Below are 16,493 nucleotides of genomic sequence, written 5' to 3'. Positions count from 1 at the left end.
GCCACCATAGCAGAGTAAGAGAAACCGAGCAAGACAACGTCAGGCGACCGCGCCGCCGCACGAAGATCCTGATCCCGCCGTGCAGCCATAGCAATGGTTGCGTGTCACAATTTGGCGATGGTGTAACAGCGCCGGATCGAAGTCGCGGATGTGCGACGGCGCGCCGTGGTCCACCGGCAGATCCAACATCTGGTTGAAATCGCAATCGTACAGCGTGCCGTCCCAACCCACGGAGAGCGTGTAGCGGCACATGACGCCGGCGGCCGCGGCGGGATTGAAGGCGTTGGCGAGCCGCTCCATGTAGCCTTCGTAGTTGCCGCTCTCCACGAGAAATTCGAGAAACCGGCTGATCGGCATGTTGGTGATCGTGTACAGACGAGTGAACTCGATGCCGTGGCGGTTCTTCAATTCCCTGCGAAATTGCGCTTCGATGCCTTCTTGTTTCGGAGGCAGGAAAGCGCCTACCGGATTGTAGACAAGATTCAACGTGAGACCGCCGCCCGGTCGTCCGTAGCCGAAGCTGTTCAGGAGGCGGAGCGCCTCGATAGATTTTTCAAAAATTCCATCGCCCCGCTGTGCGTTGGTCTGATTGGCGCGGTAATAGGGAAGCGATGCGACGACTTCGACATGGTGTCCGGCGAGGAACCCGGCCAGATCTGCTTGCGAGGGCAACAGCAGTACGGACAGATTGCATCGGTCCATGACGTGCCGGCCCAAGGCCCGGCTCTGCTCCACCAGCCAGCGAAAGTTGGGATTGAGCTCCGGCGCGCCGCCGGTGATATCGACCGTCGGGATCTCGGTCTGGGCCAATGCGGCGACGCACTGTTCCGCCGTCTCGCGCGACATGCTCTCGGTCCGATCCGGTCCCGCGTCCACATGGCAATGGCGGCAGGTCTGGTTACAGAGCTTGCCGACGTTGATCTGAAAGACGGTGATGCCGGTGGCGTGGAGGGGATGGAGCCCGGCCTGCGCAAGCCTTCCGTCAAAAGAGAGACACCGGCTCTCGGCAAGAATCCGGAGCTGTGCCGTGGAAGAAGCAAGCGGATTGTGTCGGCCTAGGAGGGTGAGCGCCATCGTCGTTCTAACAGCACCCGCCGTTCGGAGCACAGGACACGGTTTCGCCGGCGACTTTGTATCCCGCTCGATTGAGCATAGCAAAATGCGTGGCATAACCGGCCTGGTCCAGCACTCGGCGGGTCTTGGAGCAAATCTCCAACGGTTCGCCGCGCCGGTAGACATGGCCGTCGTCGTCCGCGGCTTCTAAAAACGGTCCGGCCAGCAGAGCGAAATCGCCTTCCCACACGCAGGGCCGCTGCTCGGGGAACACCGCCGCCCATCGCGCATCGCCGCGATGGAGCCAGAGCGGCTCGGCGGTCAGGATGAAATGGTCGGTCAGCGGCGGCTGGCTCAGCAGCGATACGTCGGCCGGCGTGATCGGCTGCGGGATACCGCGCTGGTATGCCTGGCCCCGTTCGTCCACGACACGCGTGAAGGGGCCGCGCAGCGTCGCAAATCGGATCGATGGAGCGGCCGGCGTAGCCGGCAACTTGTAGCCCGTCAGCGTCACCGAGAAAAAATGGATGCCGTCGATCACTTGCCAGGGAGAAAACTTCGTCAAGTGCACGGCGAGAAACCCGGCTTCTGTCATGCCGGCCATGTAGTCGGTCAGGGTCAGCGCGCCCGAGAGGCAGTCGCCCCACTTTTGGGCGTCATGGATGAGGTATTGCGGCACGGTTTGGTCCGCGACGATGTCGGAGATCGTGAAGCGGCCCCCGGACTTCGCCACGCGGAACATTTCGCGGAAGACCTTGCGCTTGTCCGGCGCGAGGTTGATCACGCAGTTCGAAATGATGAGATCGGCGGTCTCATCCTCCACCGGCATCGCGTCGGCCAGGCCTTTCCGAAAATCGACGTTCGAGGCGGCATAGCCGAGATTCGACGCCACGACCGCGGCATGCTGGCGTGCGATTTCCAGCATCGTATCGGTCATGTCGATGCCGATCACCCGGCCGCTCGGTCCCACCAGCCGCGACGCCTCGAAGCAATCGATGCCGCCGCCCGAGCCGATGTCCACCACCGTTTCGCCCGGCTTGACCGTTTCCAGACCGGCCGGCGTCCCGCAGCCGTATGAAATCTTGAGCACCTCGTCTGGGATGAAAGATTTCAAGTGCGCCATGTCATAGCTCGTGGGGCAGCACATCTGCTCTCCCGTCGAAGCGGCTTTGGCGTAGCGGTCGCTGACTTTTTGAGTAATTTCGTCGATCGGCATGGGTTCGGGCCTCCTGGGCGTATTGCGCTTATGTATCAACCCCGCCCATGGAAGGTCAATGCGCCCTCCCGACGAAACAAGGGAGTGGCGCGGGCGGACATGTTGAGTCGGCCTGATGTCCGCCCGGTATTCCAACTAGAACGTGATGACCTGATAGCCCTGCGAGACCAGCGTCTTGAAGCTCGGATGGCCCTCATAGTCTCCGGTCAGCTTCACGCCGCAGGCGACGACGTTGTCCTTCACGCCGAACGCGCTCGCGCAAAATTCGCACGCCCCTCCGATCTGATCCTTCACTGAATTATAGAGGCCGTGCAGCTTGTGATCCGGCTTCTCCAATTCGGGAATCCATTTCGGCCCGGCGCCGTCGAAGATCAGTTGCACCTCGTCGTGACCCTCTTTGAATTCCTTCACGGCTTCCAGCGCGTTCACGACCCGCCCCAGCCCTTCGTGTGTCTCAGTGTCGGCCAACACAACAATCGCCACCTTTGACATCGTGCACTCCTTTCTCAACGTACAGGTGAGGGGAAAACCGGCTCCGCGTCAGACGTGAACGGACACGTCCATCTGCCGCAGCCGTGACCTTACCGCGCCGCTCGCCGGCGGATCTGTGGGCTGGCTCACAAAACGACGTTGCCGCGTTTTCTCTCAGCCGTGAGGTGCCTTACAGAACGAAGTCCGCTCCACCGGTAGGATCACCGTCACGATGCGCCCCGTCCATCACGCTGGGGAGCGGATGAGCGGGTGCTCCAAGCGGATGATCGGCAAGCTGTGCTTTCGCTCGCATCATGCGATCCCCGAATTTCTTTCGACGCATCCCTCGGATGTCATGCGCATCAACCAGATCGAAGCGTGGCTGCCGGAGGCCTTGCAGCACTATACCGGCCCGGCCGGAGGGATCGTTCCACCGCCTGCCCCGTACCGGCCGCTGATCGGCCCGATGCCCCGATCCAGCTGAGACCGGTCCGGTGTAAGGCAGCTCACAGCCCGGAGAGCGATAGTATTTGCGACAGAGTGAGACCTCGACAGAGAGAGAAGCACCAAGCGCGGGCATGTGACGGCGGGCGGCCGGTGTCACCGCCACCTCAACAAAGGAGAGAGACCATGTCGATGATGTGCGCGCTGAAGGGATGCCCCAGGCAGGACGGAATGTGTACCCACGAAAAGATAATGGCGGTTTTGATCGTGATAGCGGTGATGGGAAGCGTGGTCTATTCGCTGCTGGAGTAATGTCGGACGGGACATGAGCCGGCCGCATTGGCCACCATGGTGAAAGGAGGATCCCGCATGAGCGAGCCGTAAACCTCCGCGCGTCGACTGTTGCTGTCTTTCGTTTCCTCACGCACGCGAGATCCAACTGATCGCAGATCCAACTGATAAGGAGGTTCCCATGAATACCAACAAGAGCGTGATGATGCATTCCGCGTTACTCGTCGCGTTGAGCCTCGCCGGAGCCCAGACGGCGGCGGCCGAACCGAAGATGCCCGAACTGCCGAACGGCTGGGAAGCCTGTGGCGGCGTCGCCAAGGCCGGCATGAACGACTGCGCGGTCAAGACCAGCCTCCATTCCTGCGTCGGCATGGCCAAGAAAGACAATGAGCCCGATTCTTATGTGTTCATGCCGAAAGGGCTCTGCACCAAGATCGCACGCGGCACGGTGTTGTCCATCACGAAGGACGATCTCGCCAAGATGAAAGACATGATGAAGAAGATGTAAGCGGAGTTCGATGTCCAGACACACCCCCGCTCCGATCCCGGCGCAAGCCGGGATCGGCCTGCGGTCCGATCATTTCCGGGAGATCCTGGACGCGCCGCCGCCGGTGGCCTGGATGGAAACCCATCCGGAGAACTATTTCGGCGAAGGAGGCGCGCCGTTGCGCATCCTCAATCGCATTCGAATGCAGTACCCGTTGAGCTTTCATGGAGTAGGTCTGTCCCTCGGTTCCACCGATCCGATCGATCTGACCCACCTGCACAAACTGAAAGCGCTGATCGAGCGCTTCGAGCCGGCTCTCGTGTCCGAACACCTGTCGTGGAGCTCGGTCGGCGGGCGGTTCTTCAACGAGCTGTTGCCGCTGCCCTATACGGAAGAAAGCCTGGCGCACGTCTGCGCGCGGATCGATCAGGTGCAGGAAGTCCTGCGGCGCACGGTGCTCATCGAGAATGTCACGCGGTATCTCGCGTGGCGGGAGTCCACCGTGCCGGAGGGAGCGTTCATCTCGGAAGTGGCGCGAAGGACCGGCTGCGGCATCCTGCTCGATCTCAACAATATCCATGTGAACGCCGTCAACTTCCACTTGGACCCCTTCGATATGTTGACGGCAATCCCGGCAGCCTGTGTCGCGGAAATTCATCTGGCGGGCTTCGATCGCATCGGACGCATGCTGATCGATACGCACGGCCAACCGGTCTCGTCGAGCGTCTGGGGTCTGTACCAATGGACCGTCGATCACATCGGCCCGCGTCCCACGCTGATCGAATGGGATACCAACATGCCGCCGCTGTCCGTGCTGGTGGAGCAAGCTCGGCAGGCGGACACCGTGCTGGGAGGCTGCCATGCCGCTTTGTGAGATCCAGCGGGCCTTTGCCGAAGCGATGATCGACGGGAAGCCTCAGCGGGTCGCCGCCGCGCTGGCGCCGCAGCAGTCGGATCTGAGGCACGTGGCGCTCTATCGCCGCCTGATTCGGAACAACTATGTCCAAGTGTTGAGGATCACCTACCCGGCGTTGTCCCGGTTCGTGGGCGACCGGCAGTTCGCGCTCTTCGCCCGCTGGTATGGCCAGGCCTATCCCTCGTCGAGCGGGGATCTGTTTCCGTACGGCCGTTCGTTCCCGGCGCTGCTGCAACGCATCGGTGCGCCCGAGACGCTCACGAGTCTGGCTCAGCTCGAATGGGCCTGCCATCAGCTGTACCAGGCCGCGGATGACCCGCCAGGGCCGTCAAACCGGCTTCCGTTGATCGCCTGCGACGGCTCATCCCGCGTCATGGTCCGATGCCATCCGGCTGCGCGATTCCTGTCGTTCCCCAGTCCGGTTCATCGACTCTGGCTCGCACTGCAACCGGACGTCGCATCGGACGAAGACCTCGTCTGGCCGCTTCCGGATGAGCCGACCGTCGTCGCCGCCGCGCGCGCCGGCGGGAGAGTGCTGATCACGCCGCTGAGCCGGCTGGAGTATGCGCTGCTCGGGACGTTGTCCATCGGAGTCGACGTGGCCTCACTCGAACGGTGGGTGCGAGCAGCCGGTTCCGAGTTCGATTTGACGGAATTCATCGGCAGGCTGACGAGCCGCGGGGTCATCGTCGGATGTTGGGTGAAGGAGGGCACATGAGCCGCCATGCAATCCTACGCGCCGTCGACCGAGCCGTGCCGGCGTATCGGCGGCTGGTCCGCGGTCTGGAAGCGCTACTTCCCCTGTTCGACTTGTCCGTGCGCCTCTATCTCGCGCACATCTTCTGGCAAGGCGGCATGGTCAAGCTCTCCAGCTGGATGTCGACCGTCATGCTCTTCATCCTCGTCTACGACGTCCCGCTGCTGCCGCCGGAGGTCGCCGCGTATCTGGCGACCGCCGTCGAGCTCGGCGGCTCGTTCCTGTTGGCCATCGGTCTGGCCGGACGCTGGGCGGCCCTCTCGCTGTTCGGCCTCAACATCGTGGCCGCGATCTCCTACGGCCAATTGTCCGAAGCCGCGCTGCAGGAGGCGTTCTATTGGGGCATTCTCTTTCTGTATTTCGTGCTCCACGGACCGGGGTTGTTGTCGGCCGATGCGCTCCTGACCTCTCTGATGCGACGGTCGCCGTGGGCCTATAACCGTGGACAGCAAGCCGTGCCGCCCGCGCCGATAGGGGAAGAGGTTCCGCACCCCGAAGCGGCCGAGCGGCTCGGTGTGAAGGAAAACCATCTCTATGTCCTGCTGCACCGGACGCGGCAAAAAATCAGGCAGTGCCTCTTCGACTGAGCCGACCACGCTCCCAGGGGTGTTTTTGTAAGCCAGCTCACAATTTCTTCTTCGCACACCAAAGCGGCCATGCAGCGATCGGAGGACAAGTCGTGCTCGTCGAGACGCAATGTCCGTGGCCAGCGCGCGAGGCCGGTAGTCTGCTCCTCGGCGAATGAGTCGGCGCCAAGTGATGTGGAGCCTGCGACAGGAAGAACGGGTGGAACCTTTCTTGCTTTGGATTTAATGACCGTGGGGCGATTCGATGAACCGGATTAATGCTCCCGTTGGACGGGGAGAGAGGAGGTCCGTATGCCGGCCGCATCCAATGCAGACGAGCTGAAGGGCGCCGGAGTGGACGCTCGGGGGGTGAGTACGGTAAAGCGGTTCGTGCACTACAAGAAGAGGCCCACACACAGGCGGAGTCCCTTCCTGTGGCGGTCGAGCTATCTCCGACTGACTTCGAGCAACGCATTTCCGACGCGGCGACGGCGCGCGAGAAAATCGCCGACTTCGAGCGGATATTGCCGCCGCTGATTGTGAACGTCGCGCTGCTGTCACTGGACCGGCAGTCGGCGGAAACGTTGAGGCAGTCGCCTTTTCCCATCGGAGCGCGTGATGGCTGAACCGATCATGCCGTGGCGCGAGGTTCAAGCCCTGCAACGAGTGGCTGAGGTGGACGGCCGCTTCGTCAGCTACGTCGAACAGGGAGCGGGAGAGTCAGTCATCTTCAGAGTCAGTCATCTTCATCCATGGGATTCCGACGTGGGGGTATCTCTGGCATGGAGTGCTGCCCGCGTTGCCTCAGCAGTACCGGCTCTTGACCCCCGATCTCATCGGCTTCGGCTATTCCGACAAAGGAGACCGGTTCGATCGGTCGATTCAAGCGCAAGCCGTCATGCTGGAACGGTGGATGGATGCGCTGAAGATAGAAGCGGCCACGGTCATCGCGCACGATATCGGCGGCGGCGTGGCGCTTCGATTGGCGACGCTCCGTCCGGGACGGGTCTCCAAACTGTGCCTCCTCAACACGGTCTGCTATGACTCCTGGCCCATCGAAGCCATGCTGCAGTTGGGACATCCCGAGGCCCGCCGCAAACTGTCGGCCTCCTCCATGCTGACGCTGCTGCGGCAGGCGTTGAAGCAGGGATTTGCCTCCTCCCCCGACGCGGCGCTGTTGGACGGCCTGCTCGCGCCCTATGCGACGGAAGTCGGCAAACTGTCGCTGATCCGCAATGCCGCTGCGCTGAATACGAATCTCACGACGGAGATCACGCCGCTGTTACCGAGTCTTGCCATGCCGACGCTGATCCTGTGGGGCGAAGACGATGTGTTCCAGTCCGTCCGCTTCGGCGAGCGGCTGGCCCGCGACATTCCGAAGGCCCAGCTGATGCGAATCCAGCATGCCGGCATTTCGTGATGTGGGATCAGCCAGGGGCAGTGGTCCGACATCTGGCGGCATTCTTAACCAAACAGGAGGCCCTCGCGGCGTAACATCATGAACAACGGGACGAGAGCGCAAGAGCTTCGCCGTGAATTGCAGCACGATGAGTCGGTCGCCCTTCGCCGCCGGCGCGCGATCATCGGTCTATCGCTGGTCGGGATGGGCAGCATGGCCATCGTCTCCGCGTTCCAAACCGGTCTGCTGAAGCACCTGCCGGACCCGCCGCTCGACCGGTTCCGATCGGACGAGGTCAATTCGTCGGACACCGCCTATCACTGGGGCGTGCCAGACGGCACCATCTCGCTGGCCGGCCATGCCACCAACATCGTATTGGCTGCATATGGCCGGCGCGATCGCGCCCTCGCGGAACCCTGGATACCACTGGCGGCCTGCGCCAAGGCCGCGGCCGAGGCGGCCGTGGCGGTGCGCTATCTCTTCTACGAAATGCCGATCGTCCAGAAGAAGTGGTGCGGGTACTGCATCACGGACGCCGTGATGCATATCGGCGCGTTCGCCTTCACGCTGCCGGAAGCGCGGGATGCGGCGACACGTGTGCGATCGGAGCTCGTGGAAGCCAGAAAGGAGATTGCAGCATGAACGATGTCTACGCACACAACAGCGTGCCTCGATCGGACGCCGTCTATGCGGGTGTGATGGCCGGCCTCATCGCCGGTCTTGCCATGGCAATGGTCTCGATGATGATGGCGATGCTGACCGGGGAGGGATTCTGGGCTCCGGTCAAGAAGATTTCCGTGACGCTGCTCGGCCGGTCGGCGGTGCAGAACGTGGGATTTGAGTTCATGCCGGTGATGGTCGGGATGATGATTCACTTCGTCACCGCCATCGCCTTCGGGATCATCTTCGCCTTGCTGGGAGGGCGGCAGTCCTATGGCTCTGCCGTCGCGTCGGGGATCGGCTACGGCCTCGCCGTCTGGCTGGTCATGCAGTTCATCGTGCTGCCCTTCGTCAATCCCGTCATGGCCGACATGCCGCCGCTCCAGTTCGCCATACTGCACATGATTTTCGGCGGCACGCTGGGCAGCTACCCCGCCTTTCTGCCGTCCATCGGTGGAGCGGACGTCAGGACGATGCGACCACCCCGGGCGTCTTAGAGACGGCGAATCGCTCAATTCAGCCAGCTTCAGAGGAGCACTGCCGAGCTGGCCGTCGTGTCAGATGGATGGCGGCGGTGCTGGTGGTGCCGATCTCCATCGCAATGATATTCGCGACATTGGAAGCGAGGTATCGCACGGTCCGCTATCTCAGCGGTTCTCATAGTCGGATAAGACGACGGGTTGGCAAGCGCCGAGGGACTCATCCTTGATTGCCCATAATGATGCCAGCGATGTTCGTGCCATTCCCCACAAGAACAGCGGGGATCACAAGGAGACGAGGAGGATGACCGAGGAAACAAAAGCGTTGACGTCGGAAGCGGAAAGCCTATTGGCAGAGCTGCGGCGGCTCAGTCCGAAGGTCACCGGAGGCCTCTTGCGCATGCGACAGGAAGCCTATCGCGACGCGGCGGTGCCTGCGAAATACAAGCTGCTCACGGCGATGGCCATCTCGATCGCGATCCGGTGTGAGCCCTGTATCCGGGCCTACGTCCGGATGGCGTGCGAGAAAGGCATCACGCAGGAGGAAGTGATCGAGTTTCTGGAGGTGGCGATGACCATGCAAGGTTGTCCGGGCGAGGAATGGGCGCTGAAGGCCTGGGCCGCTTATAAAGAATGTGCCGCACAAGGATCGAGTCCGGATATAGCAGGCTGCTGCGTTCACCGGCCGATGAGCCATGATGACAGAGACGTCACCTCATAACTCATCAACGACCGCCGGCATCGGGCGGGACGGTGATGACGAAGTGGTTCAGCAGCGCGTGGCGCTCGTAGCTCAGGAGATAGAGATGGAGCAGGGTCGGATCGTGATCGTCCCAATGTAAGAGGGGACCATCGACGCCGACGGCGTGGTGATCGAGCCAGCGGTCCTGCGCATCGAGATGGAAGCCGTAGAACGTGCGCTGGATCGGCGGATTCGCTTGGACCTCATCATAGGACTCGAAGAAGCTCGGATTGCCGATGCCGAGGGGCGCTTGCCAGCCATGATGATACTCTTTGGGAGAAGCAGTCGGTAGAGTCGCGAGATCCAGCCCGCCCACGATGAAGTGGGTGGGCTCTCCGGTGCGATCGCTGCGGAACGCCAAGTCAATCTCGACATAGGGCTTCGGGCTTCCCGGCAGGGACACGCTTCGGAGCGTCGCTCCGGTCAGCTCGGCAAGGTAGTGAAGCTCTGTGTCGCGGGGATGCCGAACGGAATATCGACCGGGAGGGATGAAACTGGCAAATTGCACCGGCTCTTTGTACCAGTCGCGATAGGCGACTGCGGCGGGCGCCAGGATATTCCGCCGTTTGAGGATCTGCTCGCCCGCGGCCGCGACCGGCTCATCCCACTGCGCCGTCGCCTGGACCGGCCATTCGTGCTCCACGGTTCTCAGCCGGTCGAGGCGGATCGGCGTTCCTGACGGATCGACCCAATGTTCCAATTTCCACCAGTAGGTCCAATAGGACAGCCCGCTCACCTGCTCAAACAGCTGCTTGTACAGCCCGAGCGGGAAGGTAAACCAGAGATGCTCGTACACCCGCTCTTCGCCGTGTTCCGTCGTGAAGAGCAACAGTTCCCAGAGGCCGGCATTGAGGCAATTGCGGGCGAGATCGATCCGGCTCAGCGCCCGCTGCTCGAAGCCGTCTCCGCCCTCGTGGACCCGCACATGCGGAGAGTTCCTGGGAAATCGTACTTGCTGCCGGTTCCACTCCCGGTCGATCAAGCCGACTTTCGTGAGATCCGGATCGGTCTTGATCCATGGCGGAACCGCCGCGACGAAATGCGCGAGATCGACATCGGCCAGCTCGATCGCCGCCGTTCGTGAATCAGCCGGTTCAAGCACGAAACGGAAGCGGGTGTCTCCAGTCCGCTGGATCAGCAACTGTCTGTGGGCATAGCTGCCGAACCGGGCACTCCGCTCCTCGGGATCTTCCGGATACTCTCCATTGCTGAACGTGACAAGGGCGACGGTTCGGCTCGCTGCCTCGTCGTAGCGGTGTTGAAACCAGATCGTTCCGGCTAAGATCAGCAGCATGAGGGCTCCCGCCAGCACGAGCCCTCGCTTCATGGTGATCACGGACGCTGCTTTCTCCGCGTTCAAGGCGCGGGTTTGAGCCGCTTAATGCCGAGGGCTTTGATGCGCGACGCGAGCGTGGTCGGCTTCATGCCCAACAGGGCCGCGGCGCCGTCTGTGCCGAAGATCTTGCCCTTTGTGAGCCGCAACGCATGGGAGATATTGTCCCGTTCCTGGCGTTTCTGATCTTCACGAGTGACCAGCCGAGACATGGAAGCTTCATCCAGCGGCGCACCGGTCTCGCGCGGCTGCGAGGGCTGGAGGTGGACGCGCAGCGGTCCGCCTTGCGCAAGGATCACCGCGCGCTCGACGACGTTCTGCAGCTCGCGGACGTTTCCGGGCCAGTCATGGCCGGCGAGCTGGCCCAACAGCGCTTGGCTGACCCGCGGCGCCCGCCGATTCATGCGCCGGGCGCTCTGCGCGATGAAATGCAGCGCGAGCGGGGGAATGTCCTCGCGCCGTTCGCGCAGCGGTGGAATGTGGACGGGGAAGACGCTCAGCCGATAGTAGAGATCTTGCCGGAAGCGGCCCGCTTCCACTTCGCGTTTGAGGTCGCGATTGGTCGCGGCGACGATCCGGACATCCACCTTGCGCGTGCGCGTATCCCCCACGCGCTCAAACTCGCCCTCCTGAAGCACGCGCAGCAGCTTCGCCTGCATCGACAGCGGGACCTCTCCGATTTCGTCGAGAAAGAGCGTGCCGCGATCGGCCAGCTCGAAGCGGCCGGCTCGATCCGCGAGCGCGCCCGTGAAGGCGCCCTTGACGTGGCCGAAAAATTCACTTTCGAAGAGGGTGTCCGGTACCGCGCTGCAGTTCACTTTGATGAGGGCCCGGCCCTTGCGGAGACTCCGATCGTGGATCGCGCGCGCCACCAGCTCCTTGCCGGTGCCGCTCTCCCCGGTAATGAGCACCGCCGCGTCGGTCTGCGCGACGAGCTGGATTTGGCGGAGCACGTTCTGGAGCGCCTGGCTTTCCCCGATGAATTCTCCCATCCCGAGCGCGGCGGTGACCTCTTCGCGCAGATACAGGTTTTCTTCCTCCAGGCGGGCCCGCAGCACGTCGATTTCCTCCAAGGCTCTCGCGTTGGCGATGCTCACCGCCGCATAGTCGGCGAACATGCGCAACCATTCGAACGCTTCTTCATTGAGCAGGCTCCGGTCGAAGAGCGCCAGCACGCCGAGGATCTCATCCCGAAAAATCAGCGGTTGCGCCGCGAACGTCCGGATTCCCTCGCGCGCGAACCATGCCCGGTCGGCGATCCACTCTTCATCCCCCTGAAGCCCGGCCAGCCACAGCGATTCACCGGTTTCCGCGACGCGCCCGATCTTTCGCTGGCCGATCGGAAACCGGTGAAAACTCCCGTCGAGTCGGCGGTAGTCGGCCTGTGCATCACGCGGCACGCCGCTGCTCGCGGCGAGGTGTAACCACCGGGTGGTATCGGAAGGATCCTCCCGTTTTCGACAGATCTCACAAGCTGCGTTCGGCGTGGTCAGCCAGATCCGGGTCAGGGCCGTGTTGGGACATTGCGCGATCCCGTCGGCGATGGTGCGCAGCACATCACCAAGCGCGCGCTGGCGCGCTGTGGCCACCATGACCTGAGGAAGCTGATGGGGATTCACGATTCCTCAAGCTACGAGATTTCGAACGGAGTTGCAACGAGTCTTCGTAGAGTACGAAGAGTCGTAGCGGTTGATGAGTATGGGAAATGGAGACAAACCAAACACATTCCAATGGTTACGCATGACATCCGTCTCGGCATGCTGCCTGCTGTGCATGATGGCAACCGCAATGGACATGCGGACAACCACAATGACAGGAGGCGCTATGAATCGCATCTCTCAACTCGACCCTCAGACCGCAACCGGTCCGGCCAAAACCCTCTTCGACGGCGTGCAGGGGAAGCTCGGCGTGGTGCCCAACCTCATCCGCGTGCTCGGCAACGCGCCGGCTGCGCTCAAGGGCTACCTGAACTTCAGCGCGGCGCTCGGCGACGGCGGCTTTGCTCCCAAGGTTCGCGAGCAGATTGCGCTCGCGGTCGCCGAGGCGAATCACTGCGCCTACTGCCTGAGCGCCCACTCGTTCATCGGAGGGAAGCTGGGGCTGACCCGGCAGGACCTGACCGATGCCCGGCAGGCCACCGCGGCGGACCAGCGGACCGAGACCATCCTCAAATTGGCACAGAGTATCGTCGTTCGGCGGGGAGAATTGGAGCCGACCGAGCTCGACCAAGCGCGCCGCGCCGGGCTGACCGACAGTGACATCGTCGAAACCGTCGCGCATGTCGCGCTGAACATCTTCAGCAATTACATCAACCATATTGCCGGCACGGTCATCGACTTCCCGGAGGTGGCACCCGTACACCCCGGCGTCGCCTCCTGCGACTGCGCCTGACGACTGCGTCGCGTGGAGAAGAATCCTGAGGTCACTTGAAGGGGTTCGACGGCTATGAAGCGGCCTTCGTGAACTTCCGTCTGATGGCCGGCGACGTCTGGAGCAGGGCGCAGGCCGTGAAGACGCTGGCCACCCTCAAGTAACCGGGAGGTCCGCGGCGTGAGCGAGCAACGACCATCATTCACTGACATGAAGGAGGAACCCATGAAAACGGCGATCGTGATCCTGTCGGATCCCAAAAGCGGCGCGGAGGAGGGGCTTGGACGGGTGTTCAACGCCCTCGCGCTCGCCGCTGAATCGAAGCAAAAAGGTGATGAGGTTGCGGTGGTCTTCAACGGCCCCGGAACACGTTGGCCGGCCGAGCTGACCAAGCTGACGCATCCGGCCAACGGCCTCTACAACTCGGTGCGCGACATCGTCCAGGGCGCGTCGTGCGGCTGTGCCGAAGTGTTCGGGGCGACGGAGGGCGTGCGGTCCTGTGGAGTGACGACCGTGAACGACAACGCGGTACCGGGCACCGCCGGGCTCTTGAGCCTCAGGCGGTACCTGGCCGACGGATGGAACGTGGTGGTGTTTTGACCGGCCGAACAGTGGGTGATGGGAGACAGTCTGAAGCCGTTTCCCCGCCCAACCGGCGGAGGGCGAGACGATGGCTGCAACATATCTTCATGTGACGATGACGGACTCCGTGCGCCGCGCACAGGAACGGTACTACGGCCATGCGGCGGCGATCACGGATGCCCACGGGCGCGATCCGTTAGGCGAAGCGGAGGCCCGATTTATTGCCGACCGCGACAGTTTCTATCTGGGATCAGTCAGCGAACACGGTTGGCCCTATGTCCAGCACAGGGGCGGGCCGAAAGGCTTTCTGAAGGTGCTCGATCCCGGCACGCTCGCCTTCGCCGATTACCGCGGGAACCGGCAACTTCTGAGCACCGGGAATCTGCACGCGAACGACCGTGTGGCCTTGTTTCTCATGGACTACAAGAACCGGGCAAGGCTGAAAATTCTCGGGCATGCGCGGGTGGAAGACGTCCGAGACAATCAGGCGCTCGCAGTGCGGCTCGCACAGCGTGACGGATTAGCCAAGGCGGAGCGGATCATCATCATCGATGTCGTGTCCTATGACTGGAACTGTCCCAAGTACATCACTCCGCGCTATTCCATCGAGGAGGTGGAGGAATCAATCGGGCCATTGAAATCACGCATCGCCGAGCTGGAAGCGCAGCTTCGATCACTTCAAGCCTAGGAGAGTGTTGGACGTGATCGGGCTCATGCTGGTTTGGCCATAGAAGGAGGGACGACCCATGCAGGATCTATCGCGTCGACGTTTTCTGCAGCTCGCGGTCGCAACAGGCGGAGTTCTGGCGTTCGGAGATCTGGCGGACTCGCTCCGGTTCCCGCGGTCCGGACGATCGGCCCACGCCGCGGAACCGATCAAGATCGGCATCATCGATCCGCTTTCAAGTCCGTACAAAACGTCTTCGATCCACGATGTGCACGGCGCCACCGTGGCGGTGGATCGCTTCAACAAGGACGGCGGAGTGCTGGGACGTCCGGTCACGATCATCGAGGCCGATGATGCGTCCAAGGTGGAGACCGCCGTGGAGGCGGCCCGCAAGCTCATCACGGACGATCGCGTGGATTTCCTCATGGGCACCTTCAACGGCGACGTGGCGCTGGCCGTCGCGGAGGTGGCCAAGCGGGAAAACCGGCTCTTTCTGGTCACCGGGGCGCATGTGCCGGAGTTGACGGGCTCGGGCTGTAATTCGCACACGTTTGTCTTCATGCCGAGCGCCGGGATGTTGGCCAGGGCGGTGACGCCCCATCTCGTCAAAGCGTACGGGAATCGCTGGTTCATGATCACGGCCGAGACGATGGACGGCCGGGCGGCGGAGCAGGCCATGACCGAAGCGCTTCGGGCCGAAAGTGGCGAAGTGCTCGGCTCGATCAGTAGGCCCTTCGGGACCACTGACTTCACGGCCGCGCTGGCTCAAGCCAAGAGCGCGAAACCCGGCGCCGTCATCCTGAATCTCTACGGTTGGGATCTCGTTCATGCGCTGAAAGCCTACACAGCAGCGGGGTTGGCGAAGGAGCAGATCGGAGTGGGTGGGATGATCGGCGGCGAGCAGATCGGCCGTCCGCTCGGCTATGCCAACAACGCCGGCATCTGGGGTTTGATCTGGGACCCGAAGATCAAGAGCGACAGTTCGCGGCGGTTCATTCAGGGTGTCATCGACAAGTACAACCATACCCCCACCTCGCGCTGTTACCATGGCTATGCGGCGATGACGCAGATTCTGGAGGCGGTCCGGCGCGCGGGGACGACCGACACGCGGGCCGTGATCAAGGCATTGGAGGGACATGAATTCGACGGCTTGAAGGAGGGTCGCTCCTACTTCCGCGCCTCGGATCATCAGCATGTGCAGGATGTGCTGGTGGGGAAGGCCTACGGCAAGGAGTTGGGGCTGGGGCATTATCAATTGCTGGCCACGATTCCGGGCGACGCGGTGGCAGGCCGCCAGGTTTGTGCTCTCTAGGGCCGATCCGCGGGCCCGCCGGCGGCGGGACCCGGAGACACAGGGCGCTGTGTGAACTGAATCGGCCCTCGCGACTGTTCGGAGGGTGATCATCGGTCAACATACCGACCGACGATCGCCCCGCCGAAACGCCGGCGGAGGTGTTCACCGATGTCCATGAGGGCTTGGTCGTAGTCGGCTCTCCTGCTATCGAGGTCTTCGGCATCGTAATACTCATCCCACGTCAGGATCGTGCCCTCCTCCGACGGCTCCACGGCCACAAGATTGAGATCGTTTGAGAGGCCGAAGGCGTTGCCCTCCTCGCCGCTCGAGGCGTAGCCGCGGTTCGGCTCATACCAACGGATTTTCTCACGGTGCGAGATCCCCTCTCCGTTGTTTTCTCCCGGCTTGAAGTGGCACACGTACTCCGTGAGCGCGCCGCTTGCATCGTGCGTCGCCACCACCTTCTCGAGCCCGGAGCTGTACTCAGGAAATCGTGAGAGGTCGCCGATCAGCGCCCACACCTCGGAGACGGGGGCCTTCAACTCGACGCGCAGTCGATTCCGCAGGGGCGCGCTGGTGAAAGAACTGACCGGTGGGATCATCTTGTTGGCGTCTTTCATGGCGTGAACCTCCTTGATTGTGCTCTTTATGGATAAATCCGGACTTGCTCCGGTACACGAGCCGGTGACCGCCGTTGCAAGGACCAGGATCAACGCTCGACGCGACAACACCGTGCATGGAATCATGTGACGCCTCCTTTCCGCTG

Annotated in this window: 21 protein-coding genes; 15 read left to right on the top strand and 6 right to left on the bottom strand. The window is 62.4% G+C overall.

The window, feature by feature from the left end:
- Window positions 1-39: 39 nt before the first annotated feature.
- From arsS to NITMOv2_RS19110, 3 genes are all read right to left on the bottom strand, one after another.
- On the bottom strand, window positions 40-1,074 hold the full coding sequence (gene arsS / locus NITMOv2_RS19120; protein WP_053381384.1) for an arsenosugar biosynthesis radical SAM (seleno)protein ArsS: 1,035 nt from the start codon (window positions 1,072-1,074) through the stop codon (window positions 40-42).
- 7 nt (window positions 1,075-1,081) lie between these two features.
- Entirely contained in the window at window positions 1,082-2,269 is a 1,188-nt protein-coding gene (locus NITMOv2_RS19115) for a methyltransferase domain-containing protein (protein WP_053381383.1), read from the bottom strand.
- Between the two features lie 135 nt (window positions 2,270-2,404).
- Window positions 2,405-2,761 (bottom strand): DsrE family protein, encoded by a 357-nt coding sequence (locus NITMOv2_RS19110; RefSeq protein ID WP_053381382.1) that lies wholly within the window; start codon window positions 2,759-2,761, stop codon window positions 2,405-2,407.
- 211 nt (window positions 2,762-2,972) lie between these two features.
- On the opposite strand from NITMOv2_RS19110, the gene NITMOv2_RS19105 reads away from it, so the two are divergent.
- The 11 genes from NITMOv2_RS19105 (at window position 2,973) to NITMOv2_RS19060 (ending at window position 9,460) form a co-directional block, all read left to right on the top strand.
- Window positions 2,973-3,224 (top strand): hypothetical protein, encoded by a 252-nt coding sequence (locus tag NITMOv2_RS19105; RefSeq protein ID WP_202967268.1) that lies wholly within the window; start codon window positions 2,973-2,975, stop codon window positions 3,222-3,224.
- A gap of 146 nt (window positions 3,225-3,370) precedes the next feature.
- Complete coding sequence (locus tag NITMOv2_RS24770) at window positions 3,371-3,496, top strand: hypothetical protein (RefSeq protein ID WP_274519483.1); 126 nt, start codon at window positions 3,371-3,373, stop codon at window positions 3,494-3,496.
- A gap of 160 nt (window positions 3,497-3,656) precedes the next feature.
- Complete coding sequence (locus NITMOv2_RS19100) at window positions 3,657-3,983, top strand: BufA1 family periplasmic bufferin-type metallophore (RefSeq protein ID WP_053381380.1); 327 nt, start codon at window positions 3,657-3,659, stop codon at window positions 3,981-3,983.
- 10 nt (window positions 3,984-3,993) lie between these two features.
- The gene (gene bufB, locus NITMOv2_RS19095; protein ID WP_053381379.1) at window positions 3,994-4,836 is read left to right on the top strand and encodes an MNIO family bufferin maturase; all 843 of its coding nucleotides are present in this window, start codon (window positions 3,994-3,996) and stop codon (window positions 4,834-4,836) included.
- A complete protein-coding gene (locus NITMOv2_RS19090; protein WP_053381378.1) occupies window positions 4,823-5,596 on the top strand; it encodes an HvfC/BufC N-terminal domain-containing protein in 774 nt (257 codons plus the stop codon). The genes bufB and NITMOv2_RS19090 overlap by 14 nt, the downstream gene beginning before the upstream one ends.
- The gene (locus NITMOv2_RS19085) at window positions 5,593-6,222 is read left to right on the top strand and encodes a DoxX family protein (RefSeq protein WP_202967267.1); all 630 of its coding nucleotides are present in this window, start codon (window positions 5,593-5,595) and stop codon (window positions 6,220-6,222) included. The genes NITMOv2_RS19090 and NITMOv2_RS19085 overlap by 4 nt, the downstream gene beginning before the upstream one ends.
- Window positions 6,223-6,635: 413 nt before the next feature.
- Entirely contained in the window at window positions 6,636-6,827 is a 192-nt protein-coding gene (locus NITMOv2_RS19080) for a hypothetical protein (RefSeq protein WP_053381377.1), read from the top strand.
- Window positions 6,824-7,621, top strand: coding sequence for an alpha/beta fold hydrolase (locus tag NITMOv2_RS19075; protein WP_083448201.1), 798 nt, complete (start codon window positions 6,824-6,826; stop codon window positions 7,619-7,621). The genes NITMOv2_RS19080 and NITMOv2_RS19075 overlap by 4 nt, the downstream gene beginning before the upstream one ends.
- A gap of 78 nt (window positions 7,622-7,699) precedes the next feature.
- Window positions 7,700-8,242: a vitamin K epoxide reductase family protein gene (locus NITMOv2_RS19070; RefSeq protein WP_053381375.1), complete on the top strand. Its 543-nt coding sequence runs from the start codon at window positions 7,700-7,702 to the stop codon at window positions 8,240-8,242.
- Complete coding sequence (locus NITMOv2_RS19065) at window positions 8,239-8,757, top strand: hypothetical protein (RefSeq protein WP_053381374.1); 519 nt, start codon at window positions 8,239-8,241, stop codon at window positions 8,755-8,757. Before NITMOv2_RS19070 ends, NITMOv2_RS19065 begins: the two co-directional genes overlap by 4 nt.
- 286 nt (window positions 8,758-9,043) lie before the next feature.
- Complete coding sequence (locus NITMOv2_RS19060; protein ID WP_053381373.1) at window positions 9,044-9,460, top strand: carboxymuconolactone decarboxylase family protein; 417 nt, start codon at window positions 9,044-9,046, stop codon at window positions 9,458-9,460.
- 4 nt (window positions 9,461-9,464) lie between these two features.
- Here NITMOv2_RS19060 and NITMOv2_RS19055 read toward each other — a convergent pair whose 3' ends face one another.
- Together NITMOv2_RS19055 and NITMOv2_RS19050 are read right to left on the bottom strand one after the other, a co-directional pair.
- Window positions 9,465-10,817 (bottom strand): hypothetical protein, encoded by a 1,353-nt coding sequence (locus NITMOv2_RS19055; RefSeq protein ID WP_053381372.1) that lies wholly within the window; start codon window positions 10,815-10,817, stop codon window positions 9,465-9,467.
- A 20-nt stretch (window positions 10,818-10,837) separates the two neighbouring features.
- Window positions 10,838-12,406, bottom strand: a complete 1,569-nt coding sequence (locus NITMOv2_RS19050) for a sigma-54-dependent Fis family transcriptional regulator (protein ID WP_083448200.1) — start codon at window positions 12,404-12,406, stop codon at window positions 10,838-10,840.
- Window positions 12,407-12,638: 232 nt separating this feature from the next.
- Between NITMOv2_RS19050 and NITMOv2_RS19045 the strand changes: the two genes are divergently transcribed.
- From NITMOv2_RS19045 to NITMOv2_RS19030, 4 genes are all read left to right on the top strand, one after another.
- Complete coding sequence (locus NITMOv2_RS19045) at window positions 12,639-13,205, top strand: carboxymuconolactone decarboxylase family protein (RefSeq protein ID WP_053381370.1); 567 nt, start codon at window positions 12,639-12,641, stop codon at window positions 13,203-13,205.
- 204 nt (window positions 13,206-13,409) lie between these two features.
- Window positions 13,410-13,784, top strand: a complete 375-nt coding sequence (locus NITMOv2_RS19040; protein WP_053381369.1) for a DsrE family protein — start codon at window positions 13,410-13,412, stop codon at window positions 13,782-13,784.
- Window positions 13,785-13,854: 70 nt separating this feature from the next.
- On the top strand, window positions 13,855-14,454 hold the full coding sequence (locus tag NITMOv2_RS19035; protein ID WP_053381368.1) for a pyridoxamine 5'-phosphate oxidase family protein: 600 nt from the start codon (window positions 13,855-13,857) through the stop codon (window positions 14,452-14,454).
- Between the two features lie 58 nt (window positions 14,455-14,512).
- A complete protein-coding gene (locus NITMOv2_RS19030; protein ID WP_053381367.1) occupies window positions 14,513-15,745 on the top strand; it encodes an ABC transporter substrate-binding protein in 1,233 nt (410 codons plus the stop codon).
- Between the two features lie 89 nt (window positions 15,746-15,834).
- Here NITMOv2_RS19030 and NITMOv2_RS19025 read toward each other — a convergent pair whose 3' ends face one another.
- Window positions 15,835-16,440, bottom strand: a complete 606-nt coding sequence (locus NITMOv2_RS19025; RefSeq protein ID WP_187299274.1) for an SRPBCC family protein — start codon at window positions 16,438-16,440, stop codon at window positions 15,835-15,837.
- Window positions 16,441-16,493: the final 53 nt, after the last annotated feature.

Source organism: Nitrospira moscoviensis, assembly GCF_001273775.1.
Lineage (GTDB): Bacteria > Nitrospirota > Nitrospiria > Nitrospirales > Nitrospiraceae > Nitrospira_D > Nitrospira_D moscoviensis.
The sequence above is the reverse complement of the archived record's forward strand: the minus strand, read 5'-3'. Positions and strand labels throughout refer to the sequence as shown.